Origin of the sequence: Streptomyces sp. CB01373 (genome assembly GCF_002803075.1) — a bacterium.
GTDB lineage: Bacteria > Actinomycetota > Actinomycetes > Streptomycetales > Streptomycetaceae > Streptomyces.
Map to the genome: position 1 here is coordinate 137,584 of NZ_NNBK01000014.1, position 22,254 is coordinate 159,837.

The 22,254-nt window shown below is 71.6% G+C and carries 14 protein-coding genes and 1 pseudogene; 6 read left to right on the forward strand and 9 right to left on the reverse strand.

Going from position 1 to position 22,254, the window contains the following annotated elements:
• Positions 1-84: 84 nt before the first annotated feature.
• The 3 genes from CG719_RS23645 to CG719_RS23655 all read right to left on the reverse strand — a co-directional run bounded on the left by CG719_RS23645 (position 85) and on the right by CG719_RS23655 (position 5,442).
• Positions 85-2,784, reverse strand: coding sequence for an ATP-binding cassette domain-containing protein (locus CG719_RS23645; RefSeq protein WP_442802743.1), 2,700 nt, complete (start codon positions 2,782-2,784; stop codon positions 85-87).
• A gap of 152 nt (positions 2,785-2,936) precedes the next feature.
• The gene (locus CG719_RS23650) at positions 2,937-3,695 is read right to left on the reverse strand and encodes an NUDIX hydrolase (RefSeq protein ID WP_100570686.1); all 759 of its coding nucleotides are present in this window, start codon (positions 3,693-3,695) and stop codon (positions 2,937-2,939) included.
• A 106-nt stretch (positions 3,696-3,801) separates the two neighbouring features.
• Positions 3,802-5,442: a DUF4192 domain-containing protein gene (locus tag CG719_RS23655; RefSeq protein WP_100570687.1), complete on the reverse strand. Its 1,641-nt coding sequence runs from the start codon at positions 5,440-5,442 to the stop codon at positions 3,802-3,804.
• Between the two features lie 145 nt (positions 5,443-5,587).
• Here CG719_RS23655 and CG719_RS23660 point away from each other — a divergent pair.
• Positions 5,588-5,925: pseudogene (locus CG719_RS23660) on the forward strand (recombinase RecQ); the annotation flags it as partial.
• 329 nt (positions 5,926-6,254) lie between these two features.
• Here the strand turns inward: CG719_RS23660 and CG719_RS23665 are convergent.
• The 6 genes from CG719_RS23665 to CG719_RS23690 all read right to left on the reverse strand — a co-directional run bounded on the left by CG719_RS23665 (position 6,255) and on the right by CG719_RS23690 (position 10,486).
• Positions 6,255-7,439 (reverse strand): epoxide hydrolase family protein, encoded by a 1,185-nt coding sequence (locus CG719_RS23665; protein WP_401739863.1) that lies wholly within the window; start codon positions 7,437-7,439, stop codon positions 6,255-6,257.
• Entirely contained in the window at positions 7,436-8,212 is a 777-nt protein-coding gene (locus CG719_RS23670) for a thioesterase II family protein (protein ID WP_100570688.1), read from the reverse strand. The genes CG719_RS23665 and CG719_RS23670 overlap by 4 nt, the downstream gene beginning before the upstream one ends.
• 15 nt (positions 8,213-8,227) lie before the next feature.
• Positions 8,228-8,551 carry a ferredoxin gene (gene fdxA, locus CG719_RS23675; RefSeq protein ID WP_100570689.1) on the reverse strand — a complete coding sequence of 108 codons (324 nt, stop codon included), beginning with the start codon at positions 8,549-8,551 and terminating at the stop codon, positions 8,228-8,230.
• Between the two features lie 56 nt (positions 8,552-8,607).
• The gene (locus CG719_RS23680) at positions 8,608-9,087 is read right to left on the reverse strand and encodes a hypothetical protein (RefSeq protein WP_100570690.1); all 480 of its coding nucleotides are present in this window, start codon (positions 9,085-9,087) and stop codon (positions 8,608-8,610) included.
• Between the two features lie 50 nt (positions 9,088-9,137).
• Positions 9,138-9,320 carry a hypothetical protein gene (locus tag CG719_RS23685; RefSeq protein ID WP_100570691.1) on the reverse strand — a complete coding sequence of 61 codons (183 nt, stop codon included), beginning with the start codon at positions 9,318-9,320 and terminating at the stop codon, positions 9,138-9,140.
• A gap of 116 nt (positions 9,321-9,436) precedes the next feature.
• The gene (locus CG719_RS23690; RefSeq protein ID WP_100570692.1) at positions 9,437-10,486 is read right to left on the reverse strand and encodes an aldo/keto reductase; all 1,050 of its coding nucleotides are present in this window, start codon (positions 10,484-10,486) and stop codon (positions 9,437-9,439) included.
• 518 nt (positions 10,487-11,004) lie between these two features.
• Here CG719_RS23690 and CG719_RS23695 point away from each other — a divergent pair.
• The 5 genes from CG719_RS23695 to CG719_RS23715 all read left to right on the forward strand — a co-directional run bounded on the left by CG719_RS23695 (position 11,005) and on the right by CG719_RS23715 (position 22,248).
• Entirely contained in the window at positions 11,005-12,135 is a 1,131-nt protein-coding gene (locus CG719_RS23695; protein WP_234375725.1) for a cytochrome P450, read from the forward strand.
• 10 nt (positions 12,136-12,145) lie between these two features.
• Positions 12,146-13,807, forward strand: coding sequence for a condensation domain-containing protein (locus tag CG719_RS23700; RefSeq protein WP_100570694.1), 1,662 nt, complete (start codon positions 12,146-12,148; stop codon positions 13,805-13,807).
• 65 nt (positions 13,808-13,872) lie between these two features.
• Entirely contained in the window at positions 13,873-17,316 is a 3,444-nt protein-coding gene (locus CG719_RS23705; protein ID WP_100570695.1) for a non-ribosomal peptide synthetase, read from the forward strand.
• Entirely contained in the window at positions 17,313-20,987 is a 3,675-nt protein-coding gene (locus tag CG719_RS23710) for a type I polyketide synthase (RefSeq protein WP_234375726.1), read from the forward strand. The genes CG719_RS23705 and CG719_RS23710 overlap by 4 nt, the downstream gene beginning before the upstream one ends.
• Positions 20,977-22,248 (forward strand): MFS transporter, encoded by a 1,272-nt coding sequence (locus CG719_RS23715; protein ID WP_100570697.1) that lies wholly within the window; start codon positions 20,977-20,979, stop codon positions 22,246-22,248. Before CG719_RS23710 ends, CG719_RS23715 begins: the two co-directional genes overlap by 11 nt.
• Positions 22,249-22,254: the final 6 nt, after the last annotated feature.

Genomic DNA, 22,254 nt, shown 5'->3' on the forward strand with positions numbered 1-22,254 from the left:
CCTCAATTGACGCCTTATCGGAAAGAAATGGGCTCTCCCTGGGAAGTTGCTTACGGAGCCCGACCGAAAGGGAGCGAACCCCTGTCATCGGGTCCGGCTCCGCAGCGCCGTCAGCAGGTACGCGCACAGCAGCCCGCCGAGCGTCAACGCCAGAGCCCCGCCCAGGGGTTGGGCGATCAGCCGCGCTGCGGCGGCCACGTAGCGGTCACCGCCGAAGGGCCACTGGAGCAGGTGGACCCGACGCAGCCGGGCGGTAAGACCGGCGGCGTCCCACTCCCTGCCTCCCAACGCCTTCTCCACCAGGGGCACGACGAGCACCGGTACGGAGAGCACGGCCGCGAGCCCTGCCGTGGTGGACCGGAACACCCCCGCCGCCAGCACCCCGGCCCAGGCGCAGCCCGCCACGAGGCACAGCCAACTCGCGCTCAGCGAGAGCCAGTCGCCCGGAACCTGGGCGAGTTCCTGCCCGTACATGGCATAGAGCACCTCGGCGTCGCAGCCGACCGTGAGGAAGGCGAGCACCAGCGCGGTCGCGGTGGCCACGGTCAGCTTCGCGGCGAGCAGCCCCAGCCGACGGGGGACGGTGCCACGGTCCGCCGCCAGCGCGGGGTGACGGAACTCGTCCCCGAAGGCGAACGCCCCGAGCAACCCGGCGCCGAGCGCCGCCGGCGGCAGAGGCAGTTGCCGCGGCCACGCCGCCAGCAGCCGAGGCTGCGGAGCATGTCCCATCCGCCCCATGACCAGAGCCGTGAGGACGGAACAGACGAGGACGACGGCACTGACGAAGAAGCCGGTGCCGACCCCGGTGGCCCGGCGCAGCTCGTACCGCAGGGGCCGCAGGGGGCCGGCACCGGGCCGGACGGAGATGGGGGGTGGCAGGGAGGACGAACCGTCGATGCCGGCGGCCTCGGCAGGGCGGGGGGTTGGGATGGACGGGTGGGGGTGTGCGGGGTGGTCGGTCGTTGGAGGTACGGGGGCGGGGTGGTGTGCGGGGGCGGGGTGCGCGGTCGTCCGCCGGGTGGCCGGGGGTTGGTCGGGGCGCGTGGTCGCCGAGGCGGCTTCGTCCGCGGTTTCAGCACACGCAGACGGTTCTTCGGAGAGCGAGGAAACGCCGGCGGCGCAGGGGGCGGCGCCGGCCACGTCAGGGGTGGTGGCGGTGGCGGCCTTCGGCTCGGAACCGGTGGTCGAACCGCGGGCTTCGGGAGCGACGGTCGAGTTGAGGACTTCCGGGGCGGTGGTCGAGTCGCGGACTTTGGGGGCGGTGGTCGAGTCACGGGCTTTGGGGGCGGTGGCCGAGTCACGGGCTTCGAAACCGCCGGTGGTGCCGGGGGCTTCGAAACCGGCGGTGGTGCCGGGGGCTTCGGAACCGTTGGTCGGGACGAGGGGCAGAGAAGCGGGGGCACCGGTGCTGCCCTCGGAGCCGGTGGCCGTTGCCGGCGCCTGGGAATCGTGGGCGCGGCCCGGACCGCCGTGGCCGATGGTGGGCCCCGAGGCGCCGACGCCGGTGAGGGCAACCGGGTCGTCAGGCTCGGCGTTGGCGCCCGGGCCCCCGGAACCGGTCGTGAGATCCGCGCCGTCGGCGGTACGAGTGACGGGCCTCCCTTCACCGGAGCCGGCCGCCGGGAGCAGGCTTCCCTTGTGAGCCGCGGGGGAGGCCACCATCGCCCGCAGCTCCAGGGCAGAGCCGAGGCCTTGCGCCGTGCCGGACTCGCTCTTCGGGCGCCTGATGACAGGCGGCTCCCCCGGGTGCGGCTCCTCCGAGTGCTGGTCGGCGGAACCGCCGTCTGTGGGCGAAGAGGCGAGCGCGCCGCCCTCTTTCGCGCCGCCCTCTTCGCTGTCCGCGAGCCGCGCCCCCGCGTCCGCCACCGAAGGCGTTGAACCGGCGCCGGCGCCCATGTCCCCCACCTCGTGGGCAAGTTGATGGATGAGGATGCCGTGGCGAAACGCGGCCTCGCCGACATCGGCACACGTACTGCCGTAGACGGACAGACGGTTGCCGGTCTCGCGTACGACTTCGACGGAGCGGCGGGCGGTACGGGCCTCCTTGGTCAGGAGAGCACCGAGTCGCGCGGCGTGCGGGCTGCGCACGCTGACGCGGGGACGCAGCCGGTGGCGGGCGAAGTCCGCGGCCTCCTGATCGGCGACGAGTCTGCCGCGTTCGAGCGTCACGACGCGGTCGGCGGTGCGGGCCGCCTCCTTGGGGTCCGCCGTGGTGAACAGGACCGTACCGCCCTGGTTCGCATGGGCCCGCAGCACACCGTGCAGCCAACGGCCTTCCCGCACGGACAGTCCGCCGGCGGGGGCGTCGAGCACCAGCGTGTGCGGGTCGGCCAGCATGACGCAGGCCAGCCCCAGCCGGCGGTCCATCCCCCGGGACAGAGTGCCAAGTCGCTCGTCCCGGAAGCTGACGAGCCCGACGGCCTCGAGGACTTCGTCGGCGCGCCGTACCGGAAGCCCCGCCGCGGCGCACAGCATGCGCAGATGGCCACGGACCGTGCGCGCGGGGTGTCCCGGAACGTCGCCCAGAAGAACGCCGACCTCACGCGAGGGGTGAGCGATGCGGTGCAGGGGGCGACCCTTGAAGTAGGTGATGCCGCAGCCCTGTTGAAGCTCGAGCATGAGTCTGAGCGTCGTCGTCTTGCCCGAGCCCGCCGTTCCGAGGAGCGCGGTGACACGACCCGCGTGCGCTGCGAAGGAGACGTCGTCGACGGAGAGCGGAAGGTCCTTACGGGAGTCGCTGGTCAGTCCGAAGGCCTGGATCACCGCAGCAAGATAGCGCGTCATGTCCGCTTTTTCCGGGTATCGCGCCTCGCTTTCGGCAACCGTTCGGCGTTACTCGCCTCCTTCCTCCCACATGGTCAACTGGATCGGTTCTCCGTGCCCGGCGTCCGGCTTGGCGAACACACCGGCTCACGACGGCGACGGGCGGACGAGGGTCAGACCTCCGGGCGCAGCATCGGCGGGTTGAGCAGCGTGGCTCCCCCGGCCCGGAAGAGCTGGGCCGGCCGGCCGCCCTGGCGGGTGGTCGTCCCTCCGGTCGGCACGAGGAAGCCCGGGGTGCCCGTCACCTTGCGGTGGAAGTTGCGCGGATCCAGCGCCACGCCCCACACCCCCTCGTAGACACGGCGCAGTTCACCGACGGTGAACTCCGGCGGACAGAACGCGGTCGCCAGCGACGAGTACTCGATCTTCGAGCGGGCCCGCTCCACTCCGTCCGCGAGGATCTGGGCGTGATCGAAGGCCAGCGGCGCCACCGGCTCTCCGTCACGGCCGTAGCCGCCCTGGCGCAGCAACTCCTCCACGGGCGCCCAACGGGCGTGGTCGGCATCGCCACCCGCCCGGGGCGCCGGCAGATCCGGAGCCAGGGCGAGATGAGCGACGCTGACGACCCTCATCCGCGGGTCACGCTTCGGGTCGCCGTAGGTCGCGAGCTGCTCCAGGTGCGCGCCGTCGTCCTGGACCGGGGCGAACGGGTCGTGTACGCGCAGTCCGGTCTCCTCGGCCAGCTCCCGCGCCGCCGCCTGTGCCAGATCCTCGTCTTCCCGTACGAACCCTCCGGGAAGCGCCCACCGGCCCTGGAACGGCGGCTCACCCCTGCGCACCGCCAGCGCGCACAGGGAATGGCGGCGCACGGTCAGCACGACCAGGTCAACGGTGACGGCGAAAGGCGGAAAGGCTGACGGGTCGTAGGGCATGTCGCGATCATAGTCGTCTGCCTGACGATAAACACTCCTTTCGCCGGTCCCGTCAATGGCTGATCCGCATCGGTCCCCCTCACTTCGCGACCCTGTGCGCGTTCCTTCACGGGCGCTTCTCGGAGGCACCGCTCCCCCGGTCGGCACCCGGCCTGCCGGCACCTCGGCGACGCGGACCACCCCGTCCTGAAGTGCGCGTACCCGGACGGCCCGGCGACCTGGCGGGACCCGGGCACGCTCGGTCCGTCCGTGAGGTCGCGGGGCGCGACCCGGCCGGAACGGGCCCCTCCACGCGCGTCGGACGACCACGGCCGGACACGGGGTCCGGCACCCCCGAGGCAGCGCCGCCCCCGGTTCCGCTCGCCCCCTGCGGCCCCACGGCATCCTCGCTGACCGCGGTGGCCACGGCGTCCCCGGTGGCCATGGTGTCCTCGGCGTCCCCAGGGGGCGCGGTGACCGCGGTGATCGCAGTTACCGTGTCGGCCCTGGCGGCCGGTTCGCCCTGGTGGGCCTCGACCCCGGCCGCTGCCGCCCCGGCCACTTCCGCGACGGCGCCGGCGTCCGCCGCTGTCGACCCCGCCCGTCCCCGGCGCTCCGCCCGCAGGCAGCGCCGGACCGACTCGGGGTCCAGGCCCTCGTTGCAGGCCTGGTGCAGCAGACGGGCGAAGAGGTAGTCGGGGTCCGCGCCCAGCGCCATGGCCAGTGCCTCGCGGGCCTCCAACTGGTCCCCGGCCGACCAGGCCACCCAGCCCGCGAGGGTCAGGGGGGCCGCCGCGTGCTCTCCGTACGGACCGACACAACGTCGGGCGAGCGACCGCCACAGCCGCAGCGCCGGACCGGCCTCGTCCCCCTCCATCCACTCCGCCGCGCGGTCCCGCGTCGTACGGTCCTGGAGGCCCAGGATCAGCGACGCCGCTTCCTCGTGATCGAGCAGTTGGTCGTCGTGGAGGTCCGCGCGGGCGGCACCGGGCACGAAGGGCGCCTCGGCGAACCGGGTCATGACGCGCTCGGCGAGCCGCAGGGTCTCCTCGGCCACCGCCACACGCTCCGCCTCGTCGAGAATCCTGGGCACCAGGGACAGTCCCGCGGTGTCCAGGGCGATCTCCTGTTCCAGGGCCGCGGCGGTCTCCCAGGGCAGCAGCCTGGCCCGCAGTTCCCTCAGGCTGCCCCTGACCTGAACGCCCGCGTACGCCGCCGCGGCGGCCAGCACGGAGGTTCCGGGCAGCCCCATGGGCAGTCCGTCGTCGGGGCAGCAGCCGTCGGTCGGGCAGCAGTACGACCAGAAGCGCCCGCCGGAGATGCACAGTGCCTCGATCACGGGAACGTCGAGGTGACCGCATTCCGTACGCAGCTTCTGGGCCAGCGGCTCCAGCCGCCGTACGACGTCCCGGCCCGACTCGCCCGCCGCCGGCTCCTGGCAGAGGAAGGCAACCATCTGCCCGGGCTTGGCGCCTCTCCGCTCGCTGCCCGTGATCAAACCGTGGGCCAGCTGGCGGGCCGCGAAGGGCCAGTCGTCACTGCTGGCCGGAATGCCGACCCGGGCGCGGCCGCCGAACCGGCCGCGCCCGCCCCGGTCGTTCAGCGCGACCAGGACGACGCTGTCCTCGGGCCGGTACCCAAGCAGATAGGGCAGGGCGTCCGCGAGCTCGGCGGGGGTGCGGAGGGTGACCTGGTGCACGGCGTCGGATCCGTCGTACGCGATGTCCCCGTTTTCGAAGGGTCCGGCCGTTTCGCTGTGATTCGTCATGTGCCGACGATCTCGCGGAATGCAAAAGTCCGCTTGGGCCTGTGGACAACTCTGGACGAGGACACGTCAGTCGCAGCCCGCGTGCCCGCTTCGACGCGCCTGCCCCGGCTCCGGGCTTTCCCGGTTGTCAGTGCCGTCCTGTCGTATGGAACCCACGGAGCACACGAGCAACACAGACCTCCGGAAGGCGGCCGACGCGGTCCTCGCCCGTCCGGTCGGCGACGGCACGGGCACGGCCCGACTGCGCGAGGACCAGTGGAAGGCGATCGAGGCCCTCGTCGCCGACCGGCGCCGGGCCCTGGTGGTGCAGCGCACCGGCTGGGCAGGTCCGCGGTCTACTTCGTGGCCACCTCCCTGCTCCGGGCGCGCGGAAGCGGCCCCACCGTGATCGTCTCCCCGCTGCTCGCCCTCATGCGCAACCAGGTCGAGGCCGCGGCCCGGGCCGGCATCCACGCCCGGACGATCAGCTCGGCGAACACCGAGGCGAGGGGGCGGTCGACGTCCTGTCGCTGGCCACAGGGGCTCACGACGCGCCCGGAGAGTTCATAGATCCGCCTCTGGGGCGATCGTCGCGCCGGGCGCTTGGCGGCGGCTTTCAACTCCTTGATCTCGGCGGGCGTGAAGATGGGAGGAAGATCGATGACGACGGGCTCGCCATTGACCGGGTCTCCGTCGCGGTCCCGCTTCACGCCTTGATGCGCGTCTCGGCACTGCTCATCGCCCACCTTCCGCGAATCGGGCGCGCTGGACCGATATGCCCAGAGCACCCCATTCACGCACGGCAAGGTGTACCCAGTTATTGGAGCTGACGCTCAGTTATGATCCGCTCCGAGGCGCAGGATGCGGAAAAACCTCCGGATGTCGTCGACGAGCAGGTCCGGCTCTTCCAGGGCGGGGAAATGGCCGCCGCGTTCGTGGTCCGTCCACTGGACGATGTTGTTCGTCTCCTGCGCGATGTGCTTGAGGAGGACGAAGTTGTCGTGGGGGAAGTGGGCGACGGCGGTCGGTGCCGTGGAGGGTTCGGGCGGGGTGCCCCAGTAGTCCGCGTGCGCGCGCTCGTAGTAGATGCGCGCGGAGGAGCCAGCGGTGGCGGTCAGCCAATACAGCATGACGTTGGTGAGCAGGAGGTCACGGTTCACAGTGTGTTCGGCCCACTCGTGGAACTTTTCCGCGACCCAGGCGAGTTGGCCGACCGGCGAGTCGGTCAGGCCGTACGCCAGGGTCTGCGGACGGGTGGACTGGATGTCCGCGTAGCCCTGCCGGTCGCGTACCCACTCCTGGAAGCGGGCCCAGGACCGGCGGGTGTTCTCGGCCTCCTGCGGTGAGAGTCCGGAGAGGTCGCCGGGGTCGTGCGCCATGTAGCCGTTGGGCAGAAGGTTCAGGTGGACGCCGATCACCTCGGGGCGCGTACGGCCGAGTTCGCGGGAGATCGCGGCGCCCCAGTCCCCGCCCTGCACCCCGTAGCGCTCGTGGCCGAGCCGGCGCATGAGTTCGGCGAAGGCCGCGGTCACCCTGCGCGGTTCCCAGCCGCGCTCGCTCGTGGGACCCGACAGGCCGAAGCCCGGAATGCTCGGCAGCACCAGGTGGAAGGCGTCGGCGGGATCCCCGCCGTATCGCGCCGGATCGGTGAGGGGTCCGGCGACGTGGGTGAATTCGACCAGGGAGCCGGGCCAGCCGTGGGTCATCAGCAGGGGCGTGGCATCGGGTTCGGGAGAGCGGATGTACGCGAAGTGGACGCGGGCGCCGTCGATCCGGGTGGTGTACTGCGGCCACTCGTTGAGCCGGGCCTCGGCGGCACGCCAGTCGTAGTCGTGCCGCCAGTACCGGGCGAGCTCTTGGAGATGCGCGAGTGGCACCCCGTAATCCCAGCCCGCGCCCGGCAGTTCGTCGGGCCAGCGGGTGTGGTCCAGGCGTCGGCGCAGGTCGTCCAGATCGGCTTCCGCGATGTCCAGGCGGAACGGCTCGACGCGCTGGCTCGGGGGAGGCATGTCGCTCATCCGGGCATGATTCCAGGCACCGACGTCAGCGGTCGAACGCAGGTCCGTACGAGGCCGGCGATGGCCGCCCAGTGGTCCAGGAGGTAAAAGTGGCCACCCGGCAGAAGCTCCAGGCGGAACGGGCCGGTTGTATGGCGGGACCAGGCCCGGACGTCGTCGAGCGGCGCGACGGGGTCCCCATCGCCTCCCAGCGCGATCAGGGAACAGCCCAGCGGACCACAGCCCGGCCGAGGGCGGTAGGTCTCGCTCGCCCGGTAGTCGCTGCGGATCACCGGCAGCAGGAGCGAGCGCATCTCGGGGTCGTCGAGCAGTTCCTTCGTGGTGCCGCCGAGCCAGGAGATCTGCTCGGCCAGCGCCGCGTCGTCGAGGAGGTACGAAGTGGTCGGCCGAACACGGTCGGGGGCGGGGCGGCCCGAGGCGAGCAGCGCCGCCGGACCCCGCTCGCCGAGCCGCTGAGCGACCTCGTAGGCGAGGATGGCGCCCATACTGTGGCCGAAGAAGATCCGCGGCACGCCGGCGTCGGCGTTGCCGAGCGCCTCGGCGGTGCGGTTGGCCAGCTCGTGCAGATCGGTGATGGCCGGCTCGTCGTGCCGTTCCTGTCGGCCCGGGTACTGCACCGCGACGGTCAGGGTGTCGTCGCCGAGCTCGGCGGCGAGGGGCCGGTACCAGCTCGCGGCGCCACCGGAGTGCGGGAAGCACACCAACTCGGGCGTGCCGCCGTCGGCCTGGGCAGGCCCCCCGATGCGCTTGAGCCAGGGGGACGGGACAGTCATGCTCACGATTCCCTCTCAGGCCAGGGTCTGCTGGGGCTGCGCGGCGACCAGGGCGTGGTCGTGCTCGATCAGACCCAGCTTCGAGGCGCCGCCGGGCGATCCGAGCTCGGTGAAGAACTCCGCGTTGGCCTGAATGTAGACCTGCCACTTCGCGGGGACGTCGTCCTCGTAGAAGATGGCCTCCACGGGGCACACCGGCTCGCAGGCGCCGCAGTCGACGCATTCGTCGGGCTGGATGTAGAGGGCGCGCTCGCCCTCGTAGATGCAGTCGACGGGGCACTCTTCGAGACAGGCCTTGTCCTTGACGTCGACGCAGGGCTGCGCAATCACATACGACATGGGGGGTTGCTTCTCCCGTTCAGTGGTGGCGAGTCGGACCGGGTCGGGTGACGGTGTCAGACGTAGTCGATACGGAGGCCCGGTCGCCGGTCGGCCAGCGGCATATAGCAGTACGACGCCCGGGCCGCCGAGACCAGGGGCGTCCCGCGATCGCCGGCCAGCACCACCGTGTGGCAGGCGGCGAGGACCTCGGCGCCCGTGACACGGTGCTGGGCGCAGTCCGCGTACAACTGCCCGGCCGCCACCGTCGCCTCCGGCGTGGGTTCGGCGGCCTCGACGCCGGGGCCGCCGAGGAACCGGCGGATCGTCGCCCCGGCGCCAGGCGGGTGCCGTTCGTCGCACTCCTCGTCCCAGCAGGTACGCATGGCGCAGGCGACGCCGAAGCTGAACGCGGGCACGACCAGGCGGATGTCACCGGTCAGAGCCGCGTCTCGCAGGACGGATCCGCGTGGGGTGTGTCCCAGGGCGATGCGGTACAGGGAGTACGCGTCGACCACGGCGGTCTCCAAGCGCGCCAAGAGTTCGTCCTGGCTCACGATGGAATCTCCTTGGTGTGAGGTTCAGCGTGGTGTGGGTCCGCTGCGTGTCACAGTCCGAGCGAGATGGGGTCGGTGAAGGGGCAACTCTCTCCGCCCGGGCTGTGGTCCCAGGTGTGGTGGCGGCACGGCATCGAGCGTGCCTCGGAGCGCTCGAAGATTTCCATGGGGGCCATGGGAGTACGCGCGGGCGTGGCGGCGTAGTCGCCGGACGGCTGCTCGTCCTGACTCATCTCGGATGACCTCGGCTTCCAGTCGGTGTGGTGGGATGATCGCCCCATGGGCGAATGAGATGTGACGGCGTCGGCGTACCGCGCCGGCGGCCGGAATGCGGCACGGCGATGGCGCGTCAGGCCGCGGCCCGGTCCCGGAGCGGCCTGCGGCGCAACGCGGGGGTCGCGAGGGCTGGCGGCGGCCAGGAGGCGAGCGGGGCGTAGAGGTCGGTTCCCGGCGGGACGATCTCGTCGATCCGGTCGAGGGCCGCGTCGTCGAGGGTGAGCGAAGCACCCTTGAGGGCGCTGTCGAGGTGGTCCATGGTGCGCGGGCCGGTGATTGCGGAGGTGACGGCGGGGTGCGCGGTGACGAAGGCCAGGGCGAGTTCGGGCAGCGTGCAACCGATGTCGCCGGCGAGGTCGATCAACTGTTCCAAGGCGTCGAACTTCGCCGTGTTCTGGGCCAGCGCCGGGTCGAAACGCGCGGGCACGACCGCGGGGCGGCCCTGGGTGAGGTCGATGGCGTCGCCCTTGCGGTACTTGCCGGACAGGAACCCGAAGGCGAGCGGGCTCCAGGTCAGCACGCCCATCCGGTGGCGCTGACAGGCGGGCAGTACATCGGCCTCGATGCCACGGGCGAGCAGCGAGTACGGAGGCTGCTCGGTGCGGAAGCGCATCAGGCCACGACGCTCGGCCACATGGTGTGAGTCGACGATGTCCGCCACGGGGAAGGACGAACACCCGAAGGCGCGGATCTTTCCCTGGTGGACGAGGTCGGTGAGGACCCCGAGGGTTTCCTCCACATCGGTGGAGTAGTCGGGGCGGTGTACCTGGTAGAGGTCGATCCAGTCGGTCTGCAGCCGACGGAGGCTGTCCTCCACCGCCTGGGTGATCCAGCGTCGTGAATTGCCGCTGCGATTGCGGCCCTCACCCATCTGGAAGTGCACCTTCGTGGCGAGCACCACGTCGTCGCGGCGTCCCTTGAGTGCCTTTCCCACGATGATTTCTGATTCGCCCGCCGCGTACATGTCCGCGGTGTCGACGAAGTTGATTCCCTGGTCGAGGGCCGTGTGGACGATGCGAATACAGGATTCGTGGTCGGAATTCGCGACGTAGCCGAAATTCATGGTGCCGAGGCAGTACGCGCTCACTTCCATGCCGGTCCCGCCGAGCGTGCGGTAACGCATGGGCATGCTCCTTGCAAGGTCGACTTGCCGAAATGGTTCGGGGTTTCTCTGGATACGAACGTGCAGCCCGCGGGTTGTGCGGCGACATCCGGGGAAGTGGGGTGTGCGAGCTGGATCGGGAGCTTACGTGGGTACGCGACCGGGTTCAGCACATGGCCGGTGCCCCGGAACCAGAATGGCAAGTTGCGTAAGTAGTCGAGGCATGGCTCGTCGCCGCTTGCCCGGTGCGGGCGGCCAGGGGATACGGTCCAGCCATGTCGGTCGCGGGCGGCAAACCGCTCGATTCTCGCGACTCGCCCCCGCTCCTTTTCGAATTCGCGGGCGGCGTGCTTTCTCCGTCCGACGCCCGGGCCGGCCTGTGCCGTCCGCCCTCCGTACCGCGATGCTTCCGTGAAAGGAGTCGGGCCATCTCCAGGCACGAAACTCGTTCCTCCGGCTGCCCAGTCGATGCGGCATCAGCCGACCTCATCGACCCCACCCTCTACAGCAGCGGAGACGCCTACGAGATCTGGCGCCGGTTGCGTCAGGAAGACGGTCTCAGCTGGCACCAGGTGGACGACGAGCGCGGCTTCTGGTCCGTGGTGAAGTACGCCGACACCGATCTGGTGCTGCGCGACTCCACCACGTTCACCTCCGAGCGGGGCACCCTGCTCGACCTCCTCGGCACCGACGACCCTGCCGGCGGCCAGCAGTTGGCCGTCACGGACCCGCCCCGGCACACCGAACGGCAGGCCCGGCTGAAGAAGGCCCTCGCCGTGAAGGCGGTGGACCGCCAGCGGGAGACGATCCGGGGGAAGGTCGTCGACCTTCTCGAACCGCTCGGCTCGGGCCAGGCGTTCGACTTCGGCACGGCCATGCTGGCGCTGCCGATGTCGGTCACCGGCACGATGATGGGGCTGCCGGAGGCGGACTGGGCCTGGCTGAGCAGGTTGACCACTGTGTGCATCGCCGCCGACGACCCGGAGTTCCAGGACCCGGGCGGCAAGGAGGCGACGCTGCAGGCGGCGCACCGCGAGCTGTTCGGCTACTTCCAGGACCTCATGCGCCACCGGCGCGACAACCTCGGTGACGACCTGCTCAGTGTGCTGATCTCCACCCGTTTTGAGGGCCGGCACATGTCCGCGAGCGAGATCGTCGCGAACTGCTACAGCCTGCTGCTGGGCGCCAATGTCACCACCCCGCACGCCCCCACCTTCTTCCTCGCCGAGTTCACCGGCACCGACGTGATGGCGGACTGGGCGGCCCACCCCGACGTCAACGGGACGGCCTACGAGGAGGCACTGCGCTGGGCCTCACCGGTCAATCACGTCCTGCGCTACGCCACCCGGGACACGGTCGTGCGCGGTACGCGCATCGCCGCCGGTGACGCCGTCGTCGCCTGGCTCGGCTCCGCCAACCGCGACGAGGAGGTGTTCGAGAACAGCGAGACCTTCGACATCCGGCGCAAGCCCAACAAACACCTCGCATTCGGCATCGGCCCGCACTACTGCGTCGGGCACAGCGTCGCCCGCATCACCGTCAGCGTCCTGTTCGAGGAACTCTTCGCCCGCTACGAGGACTTCGAGCCGGCTGGCAAGCCCGAGCGGCTCATCTCCAACTTCGCGTCCGGCTACAAGCACGTGCCCATCACCGCGCGCCGGCGCTCCTGAGGGGGATCCGATGGAAACGGCGAAAGACATACTCCCGCTCAACCGGCCGACCACGGAGCCCCAGTGGTACGAAGCCAACGCGGCGCAGAAGGGGCTGTGGGTCCTGGACCGGGTGGAGCACCTGCGTCCCACGAGCCTGATCCCCACCGTCGTGCGGTTCTCAGGACCGGTGGACCACGACCTGCTCGTGGCCTCCGTACGACGGGTCCTGGGCCGGCATCCCGCGCTGCGCTCCCGCTTCCGGCTCGACGCCTGGAACAAGCGGATCGAGTACCGCACAGACGCCCCGCCCGCCGAGACCGGCTTCCTCGACGCCGCCGCTGAGGGCTGGTCCGCACAGGAGCTGGACCGGCTCGTGGACCTCCTGTGCTACACGCCCTTCGACCTCGCCGACGAGGCGCCCGCCCGTGCCGAGGTGATCCGCGTCGACGCAGGGACCACGCTGCTGGTGTTCACCGTGCACCACATCGTCTGCGACGGCTGGTCGCGCACGCTGCTCATGGCGGAGATCGCCGAGGTGTACCGGGCGGGCTTCGCCGGTGCCGAACCCCGTCTGAGCACCCCCCCGCACCCCAGCGAAGTGGTCACCATGGCGGGACCCGAGGAGACGGAGGAACGGCTGCCCGCGGTCCTCGAACGGCTCATGGGTGTCCCCGTCGACGTGCGGATCCCCTTCCGCCGGCAGACCGACGACCCTTCGCTGTCCGGGGCGAGCGCCGCCCTCCGGCTCGACGCCGGCCTCACCGAGGACCTGCTGGCGGTGGCCGAGGCCGAGGGCTGCACCCCGTTCATGGTCGCCACGGCCCTGTTCGCCGCCTCCCTGGCGCGCACGGGCGACCAGCGGGACTTCCTCTTCGCCTTCGGGTGGCCCGGCCGTGACGATCCGGCCCACGCCGACGCCATCGGCATGTTCATGAACACCGCCATGATCCGGGTGCCCCTCGACGAGGCGACCACCTGGCGTGAGCTCCTTCGCACCACCCGCTTCGCCGCCATGGAGGCCTTCGTCGACGCCGACGTGCCGCTCGAGGCCGTCGCCGCCGGCCTGCGGCCCGAGCGGGAGGTCATCTGGCCGCCGCTGTCCCCGGTGCTGGTGAACATGGCGGAGATGCCCGCGGACCTGCACCTGGCCGAGGACGTGGTGGGCCGCATCCAGCCCCTGCCGTCCCTGCACATGAAGTACGACCTGGGCCTGTTCGTCACCGTGACCGAGGAATCCGGCTCCCGGCAGCTGGAGCTGTCCGCCGACTTCATCGAGGCCCTCTACGACCGGGGCGACGTCGCCGCCCTCCTCGCAGACCTTCAGCGCTGTGCCATCCAACTCGTCGACTCTCCGGAGGAAACCGTGACCGACCAGTCCGCTGCCGTAGACCTGTCCACGCCCGAGGCCCGCGTCGAGCTCGTCCGCTCCCTGTGGCAGGAGGTCCTCAAGACCGACGACCAGGTGGGCGACGACGTCAGCTTCTTCGACGCCGGCGGCGACTCGCTGCTGCTCATCATGCTCGTCGAGCGGCTCAGCCAGGCCTCCGGCCAGGCCCTGAGGACCATGGACCTCTTCCGCGCGGGAACCGTACGCGGCCACGCCGAACTCCTCGCCGCTCCGGCCGGGCCCGGCGCGTCCGCCGCCGGGTCCGGTTCCCGCGACCGCATCCTCGGCGCCGCCCGCGGCTGACCCAGGGCTTCCGTATCTCACGCCAACCGCGACCACTCCTCGTACCCGTGGGAAGAGACTGATCAATGACGCTTGACGACCTTGCTGCCGCGGTCCTGGACACGGACGCGGACAGCGCGAGTTCTGGTGTGTACTCCTTCATCGAACTCGGCGGCGACTCGCTGCGCGCCATGCGGCTCGCCGCCCTGGCCCGGGAACAGCTGGGCGTGAGAATCCCGATGAAGGCCCTGCTCGGCGGCGAGCCGTTGGCCGCCGTCCTGGCCGGTGCCGAGGTGGAGGCCGCGCCGCGGGAGGCCGTAGCCGCCGCCGACACGGCGGCTCACGAGAGCGGGCTGTCCCGCACCCAGCGGGGCATGTGGCTCATCGAGAGCATCACCGGCGGCTCCCCCTACAACCTGGTGTTCACCGCCTTCGTCGAGAAGGGGGACCTGGACGTCGAGGTCCTCAAGGAGGCCATCGCCCGCACGGTCGCCCGCAACGAGGGGCTGCGCACCGTCTTCACCGAGGACGAGGCCACGGGCGCCGTGGTACGCACGGCGCTGGACGAGCACACCGCGGAGTTCACCAGCATCGTCTGCGCCGGGGAGGCCGCCGGCTTCGAGGACGAGGTACGCCGTACCTCCCAGGCACACACGCGGCGCCCCTTCGACCTCAAGGCCGAGCCGGCCGTGCGCTTCCTGTACTTCACCCACGCGTCGGGCCGCCAGGCCGTCGTCCTGACGGCGCATCACATGGTGCTCGACGGCTGGGCCGTGGGCCTGGTCTTCAGGGAACTGCTCGCCCACTACGAGGAACTGTCGGGCGGCACCCCCGCGGACTTCGGCCGGGGCGTCCCCCTCGGCACCCTCATCCGGCGTCAGGAGGAGCAGCGGGCGGTCGGCCTGTGGGACCGGCAGACCGGTATCTGGACCCGGCACCTGGACTCCGTGCCAACCGTCCTGGAGCTGCCCGCCGACCGGCAGCGCCCCGCGGTGCAGGACGCGGCGGGCGACCGCCGGCCCCTCGACCTGGGCGGCCCGGCCAGCGCCGCCGTCACCGAGACGGCCCGCGCCCTGGGCATCACCCCGTTCGCCCTGCTGCTCGGCGCGTTCGCGCTGACGCTCGGCCGCACCACGGGGGTGCGCAGTCTGCTGGTCGGCGTACCGCTGCTCGGCCGGGACACCTCCGAGCTCGAGGGTCTCGTCGGAGTGGCGGGCAACCTCGTTCCGGTGCGGATCGACATCGACGACTCGGCGTCGGTCGCCGGCTACCTGCGTTCCGTGCAGCACTCGCTGACGCTCAGCATCGACGCGGGACAGGTGCCGTTCGAGGAGCTGGTCGCCCGTCTCGGCGTCGAGCGCAGCGTGGGCTGCCACCCGCTGGTCCAGGTGTGCTTCGGCATGCACGACCAGCTGGTTCCCCAGCGTCTGAGCACCTCCGAGCTCGACGTCCGGATCGAGGAAGGGCACGGCGGCGGCGCCCAGTTCGACCTCACCCTGCTGGTGGGACAGGCCGAACCGACGCTCGCCGGCCATGTCGAGTACGCCACCGCCGTATGGACACAGACCGAGGCCGACGGGTTCATCGCCGACTTCCGCGCCGCCACCGAGGCGCTGGCGACCGCCCCGGACGCGGCACTGGAGGACGTGCGCTGTCTGTCCGCCGAGCGCCGTGCGCAGCTGGCCGCGGTCAACGACGTACGCGAGGAGTTCCCGGCCACCTCCATGGACGAGCTGTTCCGCCAGGTGGCGCGGCGCTCGCCCGACGCGGTCGCGGTCCGCGAGGGAGACGTCGAACTGACCTACGCGGAGCTGACCCGGGCGGCCGACCGGCAGGCCCGGCAGCTGCGGCAGGCGGGTGTCCGCGACGGTGACACCGTCATCGTCGGGGTGGAGCGCTCCGTCGCCGAGGCCGTGGCCGTCCTCGGCGTGCTCTTCGCCGGCGCCGCCTATGTCGGGGTGGACCTCGGTCTGCCCCTCGCGCACACCGAACTGATCGTAGGCAAGGCCGCGCCGGCGGCCGTGATCGTCCCGGCGGACAAGGCGGACCACGCCGCACTGCAGGACGTGGCGGCCGTCGCGCCCTGGGAGGCGGCCTGGGCCGGCTCCGCCGACGCGGCGGACAGCACCGAGCGTCCCGCCGCCGACAACGGACGCCGGGCCTACGTCGCCTTCACCTCCGGCTCCACAGGGCAGCCCAAGGGCGTCAGCGTCCCCCACCGCGCCGTCATCAGACTGGTCCACCAGGCCGACTACGTGCGCACCGGCCCCGGCGAGCGGATGCTGCGGCTGTCGCCGCTGCCCTTCGACGCCTCCACGCTCGAACTGTGGGGCGCGCTCCTCACCGGCGCCACGCTCGAGATCTATCCCGCCGACTCGCTGCCCTCCCCGAGCGAGCTGGGCGCCTTCCTCGTCGAGCGGGAAGTGACCGTCGCCTGGCTGACGGCGGGCCTGTTCCGGCTGGTCGAGGAGTTCGCGCCGGACTCGTTCGGCGCGCTGAAGCAGCTGCTGACCGGCGGTGACGTCGTACCGCACGACCATGTCGCCAGTGCCCTGTCCCGCCACCCCCACCTGGTGGTCACCAACGGCTACGGGCCCACCGAGAACACTACGTTCACCACCACGCACACGGTCACCCGCCCCGAGGACGTGTCGGGACCGCTCCCCATAGGCACCCCGATGCCCGGCACCCACGTCCATGTCCTCGACGAGCGGGCCAGGCTCGTTCCGCCCGGCGCCGTGGGCGAGCTGTACACCGGCGGCGAGGGACTGGCCGACGGATACATCGGCGACGAGGCCGAGACCCGGCGGCGTTTCGGACGGTTCTCGCCCGACGTGCCGGAGCGGCTCTACCGCACTGGCGATGTCGTACGCCTCGACACCCGGGGCCGGCTCGCCTTCCTCGGCCGCGCCGACGACCAGGTCAAGCTGCGCGGCTACCGCATCGAACTGAGCGCCATCAGCGATGTGCTGACGGGACACCCGCAGGTCAAGGACTGCGTGGTGGTCGTCACCGGGGCCGACAGCGCCGAGAAGCGGCTCGTGGCGGCCGTGGTGCCGGATCCCGGTGCCACCCCGGGCACGGACGAGCTGCGCAGGTATCTGGCCGCCTCGCTCCCGGACTACATGGTGCCCACGCTGTGGGCGCTCGTCGACCGCATTCCCGTGACCGCGAACGGCAAGGTCGACCGCAAGGCGCTGGCCGCCGTGGCCACGGCCGCGGGGCGGGCTCCCGCCCCGGCGGCGCCCGCCGCGCAGCCGCCCGCCGACGACGTGGCGACGCGGATCGCCGAGCTGTTCACCACGGCCATCGAGCGCACGGGCAACCGCTCCGGGAAGACCGCCGGGCCGGTCGACGCCGACACCGACTTCTTCGCGATGGGCGGCACGTCGCTGGGCGCGGTCCAGCTGATCCGCCTGGTCAAGCAGGAGTTCGGTCTGACGCTGCGGCTGCGCGACTTCCTGCTCACCCCCACCGCTGCCCATGTGCGCCGCCTCGTGGAGGAACTCGGAAGGGCGGACGACCAGTGAGCGGGACGATGGCGGTGGCCCGGCCCACCGAAGCGATAGCCGTCGTCGGAATGGCGTGCCGCTACCCGGGCGCCGCCGACGTACGCGAGTTCTGGCAACTGCTGCGCGACGGGCGTGAAGGCATCACGCGGTTCGGCATCGACGCCCTGCTCGCCAAGGGCGCGGACCCCTCACTCGTGCGGCGCCCGGAGTTCGTACCGGCCAAGGGCGTGCTCGACGGCTCACGCAACTTCGACTGGACGTACTTCCGCTACAACCGGGCCGAGGCGGCGCACATCGACCCGCAGCAGCGGGTGTTCCTCGAATGCGCCGCGACCGCCCTCGACGACGCTGCTCTCGACGTCGGCCGGTTCGAGGGACGCGTCGGGGTGTACGCCGGGTCCGACCGGACCCTGCTCGACAGCTCCGGCGAACTCAGCCCCCTGGTCCGCATGGTGAGCCACGAGAAGGACTTCGTGGCGACCCGCGTGGCGTACAAACTCGGACTGCGCGGACCCGCGATCACCGTGCAGACGGCGTGCTCCACGTCGCTCACGGCGATCCACATGGCGCGCCAGGCGCTGCTGACCGGCGAGTGCGACGCGGCGCTGGCCGGCGGTGTCACCGTGTCGCCGCCCGGCGAGTGGGGCTATCTGCACGAGCAGGGCAGCATCCTCTCGCCCGACGGCCACTGCCGCCCCTTCGACGAGAAGGCCGCCGGCACGGTGCCCAGCGAGGGCGTGGGGGTGGTCGTCCTCAAGCGTCTGGAGGACGCGCTGCGGGACGGCGACCGGATCGCCGCGGTGATCCGGGGTTCGGCCCTCAACAACGACGGCTCGGACAAGCTGGGTTTCACCGCGCCCTCCATTCCCGGCCAGAGCGAGGTGATCCGGCACGCCCAGCGGGTCGCCGAGGTCGAGCCGGGCGACATCGACCACATTGAGTGCCACGGCACGGCCACCCCCATGGGCGACCCGGTCGAAGTGGCAGCCCTGACCGATGTGTTCGGCACCGCACAGCAGGACCACCCGACCTGGCTGGGCTCCGTCAAGAGCAACATCGGCCACACCAGCGCGGCGGCCGGGGTGGCCGGGTTCATCAAGACGGTGCTGATGATCGAACACCGGGAACTGGTGCCGACACTGCACTACACCAAGCCGAACCCGCTGCTCGACCTGGACACGTCGCCCTTCGAGGTGTGCGTCGACAGCCGCCCGTGGCCCGCGGGCCGGACCCCCGTCGCCGCGGTCAGCGCCTTCGGCGTGGGCGGCACCAACGCCCATGTCGTCCTCGCCGCCGCGCCCCTGACCCCGGCACCCGCCGAGGGCTCGTCGGCCCGGACACTGCTGCTCTCCGCCGCCACGCCCGAAGCCCTCGGACGGTACGGCCATCAGCTCGCCGAGCGGCTCGAAGCCGAACCCGCGCCGGCGCTCGACGCGGTGGCGCGGACGCTGGCGGACCGCAGGCAGCATCCGCACCGGGCCTGTGTCGTCGCGCGCGACCACGCCGAGGCAGCCCGGCTACTGCGCGGTGTGCGCGCACCGCAGCGGCGGTCGCTGTCACAGGTGGCGTTCCTCTTCCCCGGGCACGGAGTGCTGCGACATCCGACGGGTGCGGCCCCGTACCGGCTGCTGCCGGCGTTCCGTGAGCACTTCGACGAGATCGCCGGCTTCGCCAGGGCCCGCTTCGGGATCGACCTGTCCCCGGTGGTCTCCGGCACCCCCGTGGCGCCGGAGTGGTTCGAGGACTGGGCGCACCAGCAACTGGGGCTCTACACGCTCGGCTACGCACTCGCCCGGCAGCTGCAGGACTGGGGGGTGAAGCCGGCGGCGCTCTTCGGCAACAGCGTCGGCGAGTACGCCGCCGCCGCGCTCGCCGGAGTGTGGTCGCCGACCGACGCGGCCGTCCTGGTCCACGAGCGCGCCGAAGGACTGCGGGCCACGGCACCCGGCCGGATGCTCGCGGTCAACGCCCCCGTGGAGGAAGTGACCCGCAGGGTGCGGCTGGGCGACGAGGTGACCGTCTCCATGTTCAGCCGGGGCGGCGTGGTGCTCTCCGGACCCGCGCAGGCCATGACGGAGCTGATCGACGGCGACGCGTTGGCCGGACTGGACCTGAAGCCGCTCAACGTCGACCGGGCCGCTCACTGCGAACTGCAGGCCCCCGTGGCCGACCGTCTCGCGGAGCTGATCTCGGTCATGCCCACCCGGCTGCCCGAGCTGCGCATGGTCTCCAACGTCACCGGCGACTGGGCCGACCCCGACGCCGTGTCGGGCCCCGACTACTGGGGTGCGCATGTGCGCAGGCCCGTCCAGCTGGACGCCGGTATGGCGACGTTGCTCGGCTCCGACTGCGACACGTTCGTCGAACTCGGCCCGGGCAGCACGATGCTGGGCGCGCTGCGCCTCGCCCCCCAGTGGGACCCGGCCCACGCCGCGGTGCCGCTGCTGGGCAGGGAGCAGGACGAGGAGCGCGGGCTGCTGCGCGGCCTCGGGGCGCTGTGGGAGCGCGGCCTGGACGTCGCCGGCCCCACCCTGGCCGCGGCCGGGGCGGCCCTCGACGGCGCGCCGGACACCGCCCGCCGGTGCTCGCTGCCGGGCCACCCCTTCGCCGAGCGGGACCCCGGGACCGAGGCACCGCGCCCGGACACCGCGCGTGCCGACAGCGCCAACCGGGGGTCCGCAGCCCGGCGCCGGGTCGAGGAGCTGTGGTGCCAGTCGCTGGGCGTGACGTCGGCCTCCGACCCGGACAACTTCTTCGACCTCGGCGGTGAATCGCTGGTGGTGCTGAACCTGATGACTCAGCTACGGGAGAAGGCTCACGTCGTCGTCCCCGTCGCCGAGTTCATGCGTGAGCCGACCTTCGGTCACCTGCACCGGGTCGCGGAGGAGCAGCTGGGCGACGGGCCTTTCGGGGAGACCGTGCCCGAGGCCGCCGTCACCGAGGCGGCCACCCCGCCCGAGCCGCGCTTCACACGGCTGCGCGAGGGCTCGGGCAGGCCCGTGTTCCTGGTGGCGGACGCGGCCGACTCCACGCTGAGCTACCTCGCCCTGGCCGACGGCCTGGACACGACGCGCCCGGTGCTGGGGCTGGAGCCCAGGGACGTCGACGGAGCGCGGATCGAGGAGATCGCCGCGTTCCATGTACAGACGCTGACCGGGCTCCAGGCCGAGGGCCCATACACCATCGGTGGCTGGTCCTTCGGCGCCGTCGTGGGCCATGAGATGGCGAGCCAACTGGCCCGGCGCGGGGCACGCGTCGACCTGCTCGTCTGCCTGGACGCGTACATGCCCGGCCAGGCGGGCCGCCGCATCGGCGCCGACCCCACGTTCGTGCTGGGGCACCTGCGGCTCATGGCCTGCGCCGCACTCGGAGTGGGTGAGGCGGGGGCGCAGGCCCGGCGCAACCCGGCGCTGCGCGGGCTGCTGCTGGACAAGTTCCGTACCTTGACGCGCTACCGGCCCCGCCCGGTCAGCTGCCCGACCGCGGTGTTCAAGGTGGGCGTCGGCGCCGGGGAGGCCCGGCAGTTGCGGCTCGGCCTTGAGGGACTGTACGGGCCCGACGTCACCGTGGTGCCGGTGGCCGGTGAGCACTGGTCGCTGCTGCGAGAGCCCCACGTGGGTGATCTCGCCGCGAAGCTCAGCGGCCTGCTGGCCGACAATTCGATCGAGGAGCGGCACGATGGCGAGTGACCAGCCGGCGGCCACCACGGCCGACCTGCCCGAGTCGGCGCCCGAGCCGTCCGCCGGGCCGACGCTGCTGCGCAACCGGCCCTTCCAGGCGCTGTGGAGCAGCGAGGCATTCGCCGGTGTCGGCGAGAACGCCGCGGGTGTCGCCTATCCGATGCTCATCCTGACCACGACGGGTTCGGCGGTCTCCGCCGGGCTCGTCGGCTCGGCCCAGTTGCTCGCGCAGGGTCTGATGTCCTTCTGGGGCGGCATTCTCGCCGACCGGATGGACCGCAAGCAGCTGCTGATCGGCTGCAGCATGCTGCGGGCGGCACTGCTCGGTGTGTTCACCCTGCTGGTCCTCGCGGACGCGGTGAACGTGGCCGTGACGCTCGGCATCGCCATCGTGTCGGCGGCGTGCTTCGGTCTGTCGATGCCCGCCGGCATGGCGATGATCAAGCAGCTGGTGCGGCCCGACCAGCTCGCGCAGGCGACCGCGCAGAACCAGATCCGCTGGTTCGGAGCCATCACCGCAGGACCGTCCATCGGCGGGGCCCTGTACGGGGTGACGCGGGTGCTGCCGTTCATCGGCGCGAGCATCTCCTTCGCGGTCTCGTCCGTGCTGATGCTCTTCGTCCCCAGAACACCGCAGCCGCAGGCGGTGCCCGGTGCCAAAAAGGAACTCCTCGGCGGATTCCGCTACTTGGCGAAGCATCCGGTGCTCGGCCCGCTGATCGTCAGCGTCACGCTGTCCAACCTGGCGTTCAACACGACCGGGATCTCCCTGGCCGTCATCGCCACGGGGACCGAACGCGGAGCGTCCGAGTCGTTCATCGGGCTGACCCTCGCGATCGCCGGCATGGGCGGGCTGGCCGGGGCGCTGGTAGCTGAGTTCATCATCAGGCGGGCCCGTCCGTCGGCGGTGTTCATCGCGGGTTACTGGATCGGTCCGGTCGCCGCCGTGCTGCTTGCGACCGTGCCCGGGGTCATACCGCTCGGCATCGTCGTCGCCTGCGTCTACATCCGCGGACCGATCATCAACGCGCTGTTTCTCACCTACACGGCCAAGGTCGTGCCCGACAGGCTCCAGGGCCGGGTCCTCGGAGCGATCATCTTCAGCTCCACGATCGTCTCGCCCCTCGGCGTCCTCGGCATCGGTGTCGTCTTCGAGGCCGCGGGCCCGGCCTGGGTTTTCGCCACGATCGGCGCTGTCGCCACCTTGGGCGCCCTGCCCACCCTGACCAAGGGCATCCGAACCCTGGCCTCCGCCGGGGACCTGACGTGATTCGAG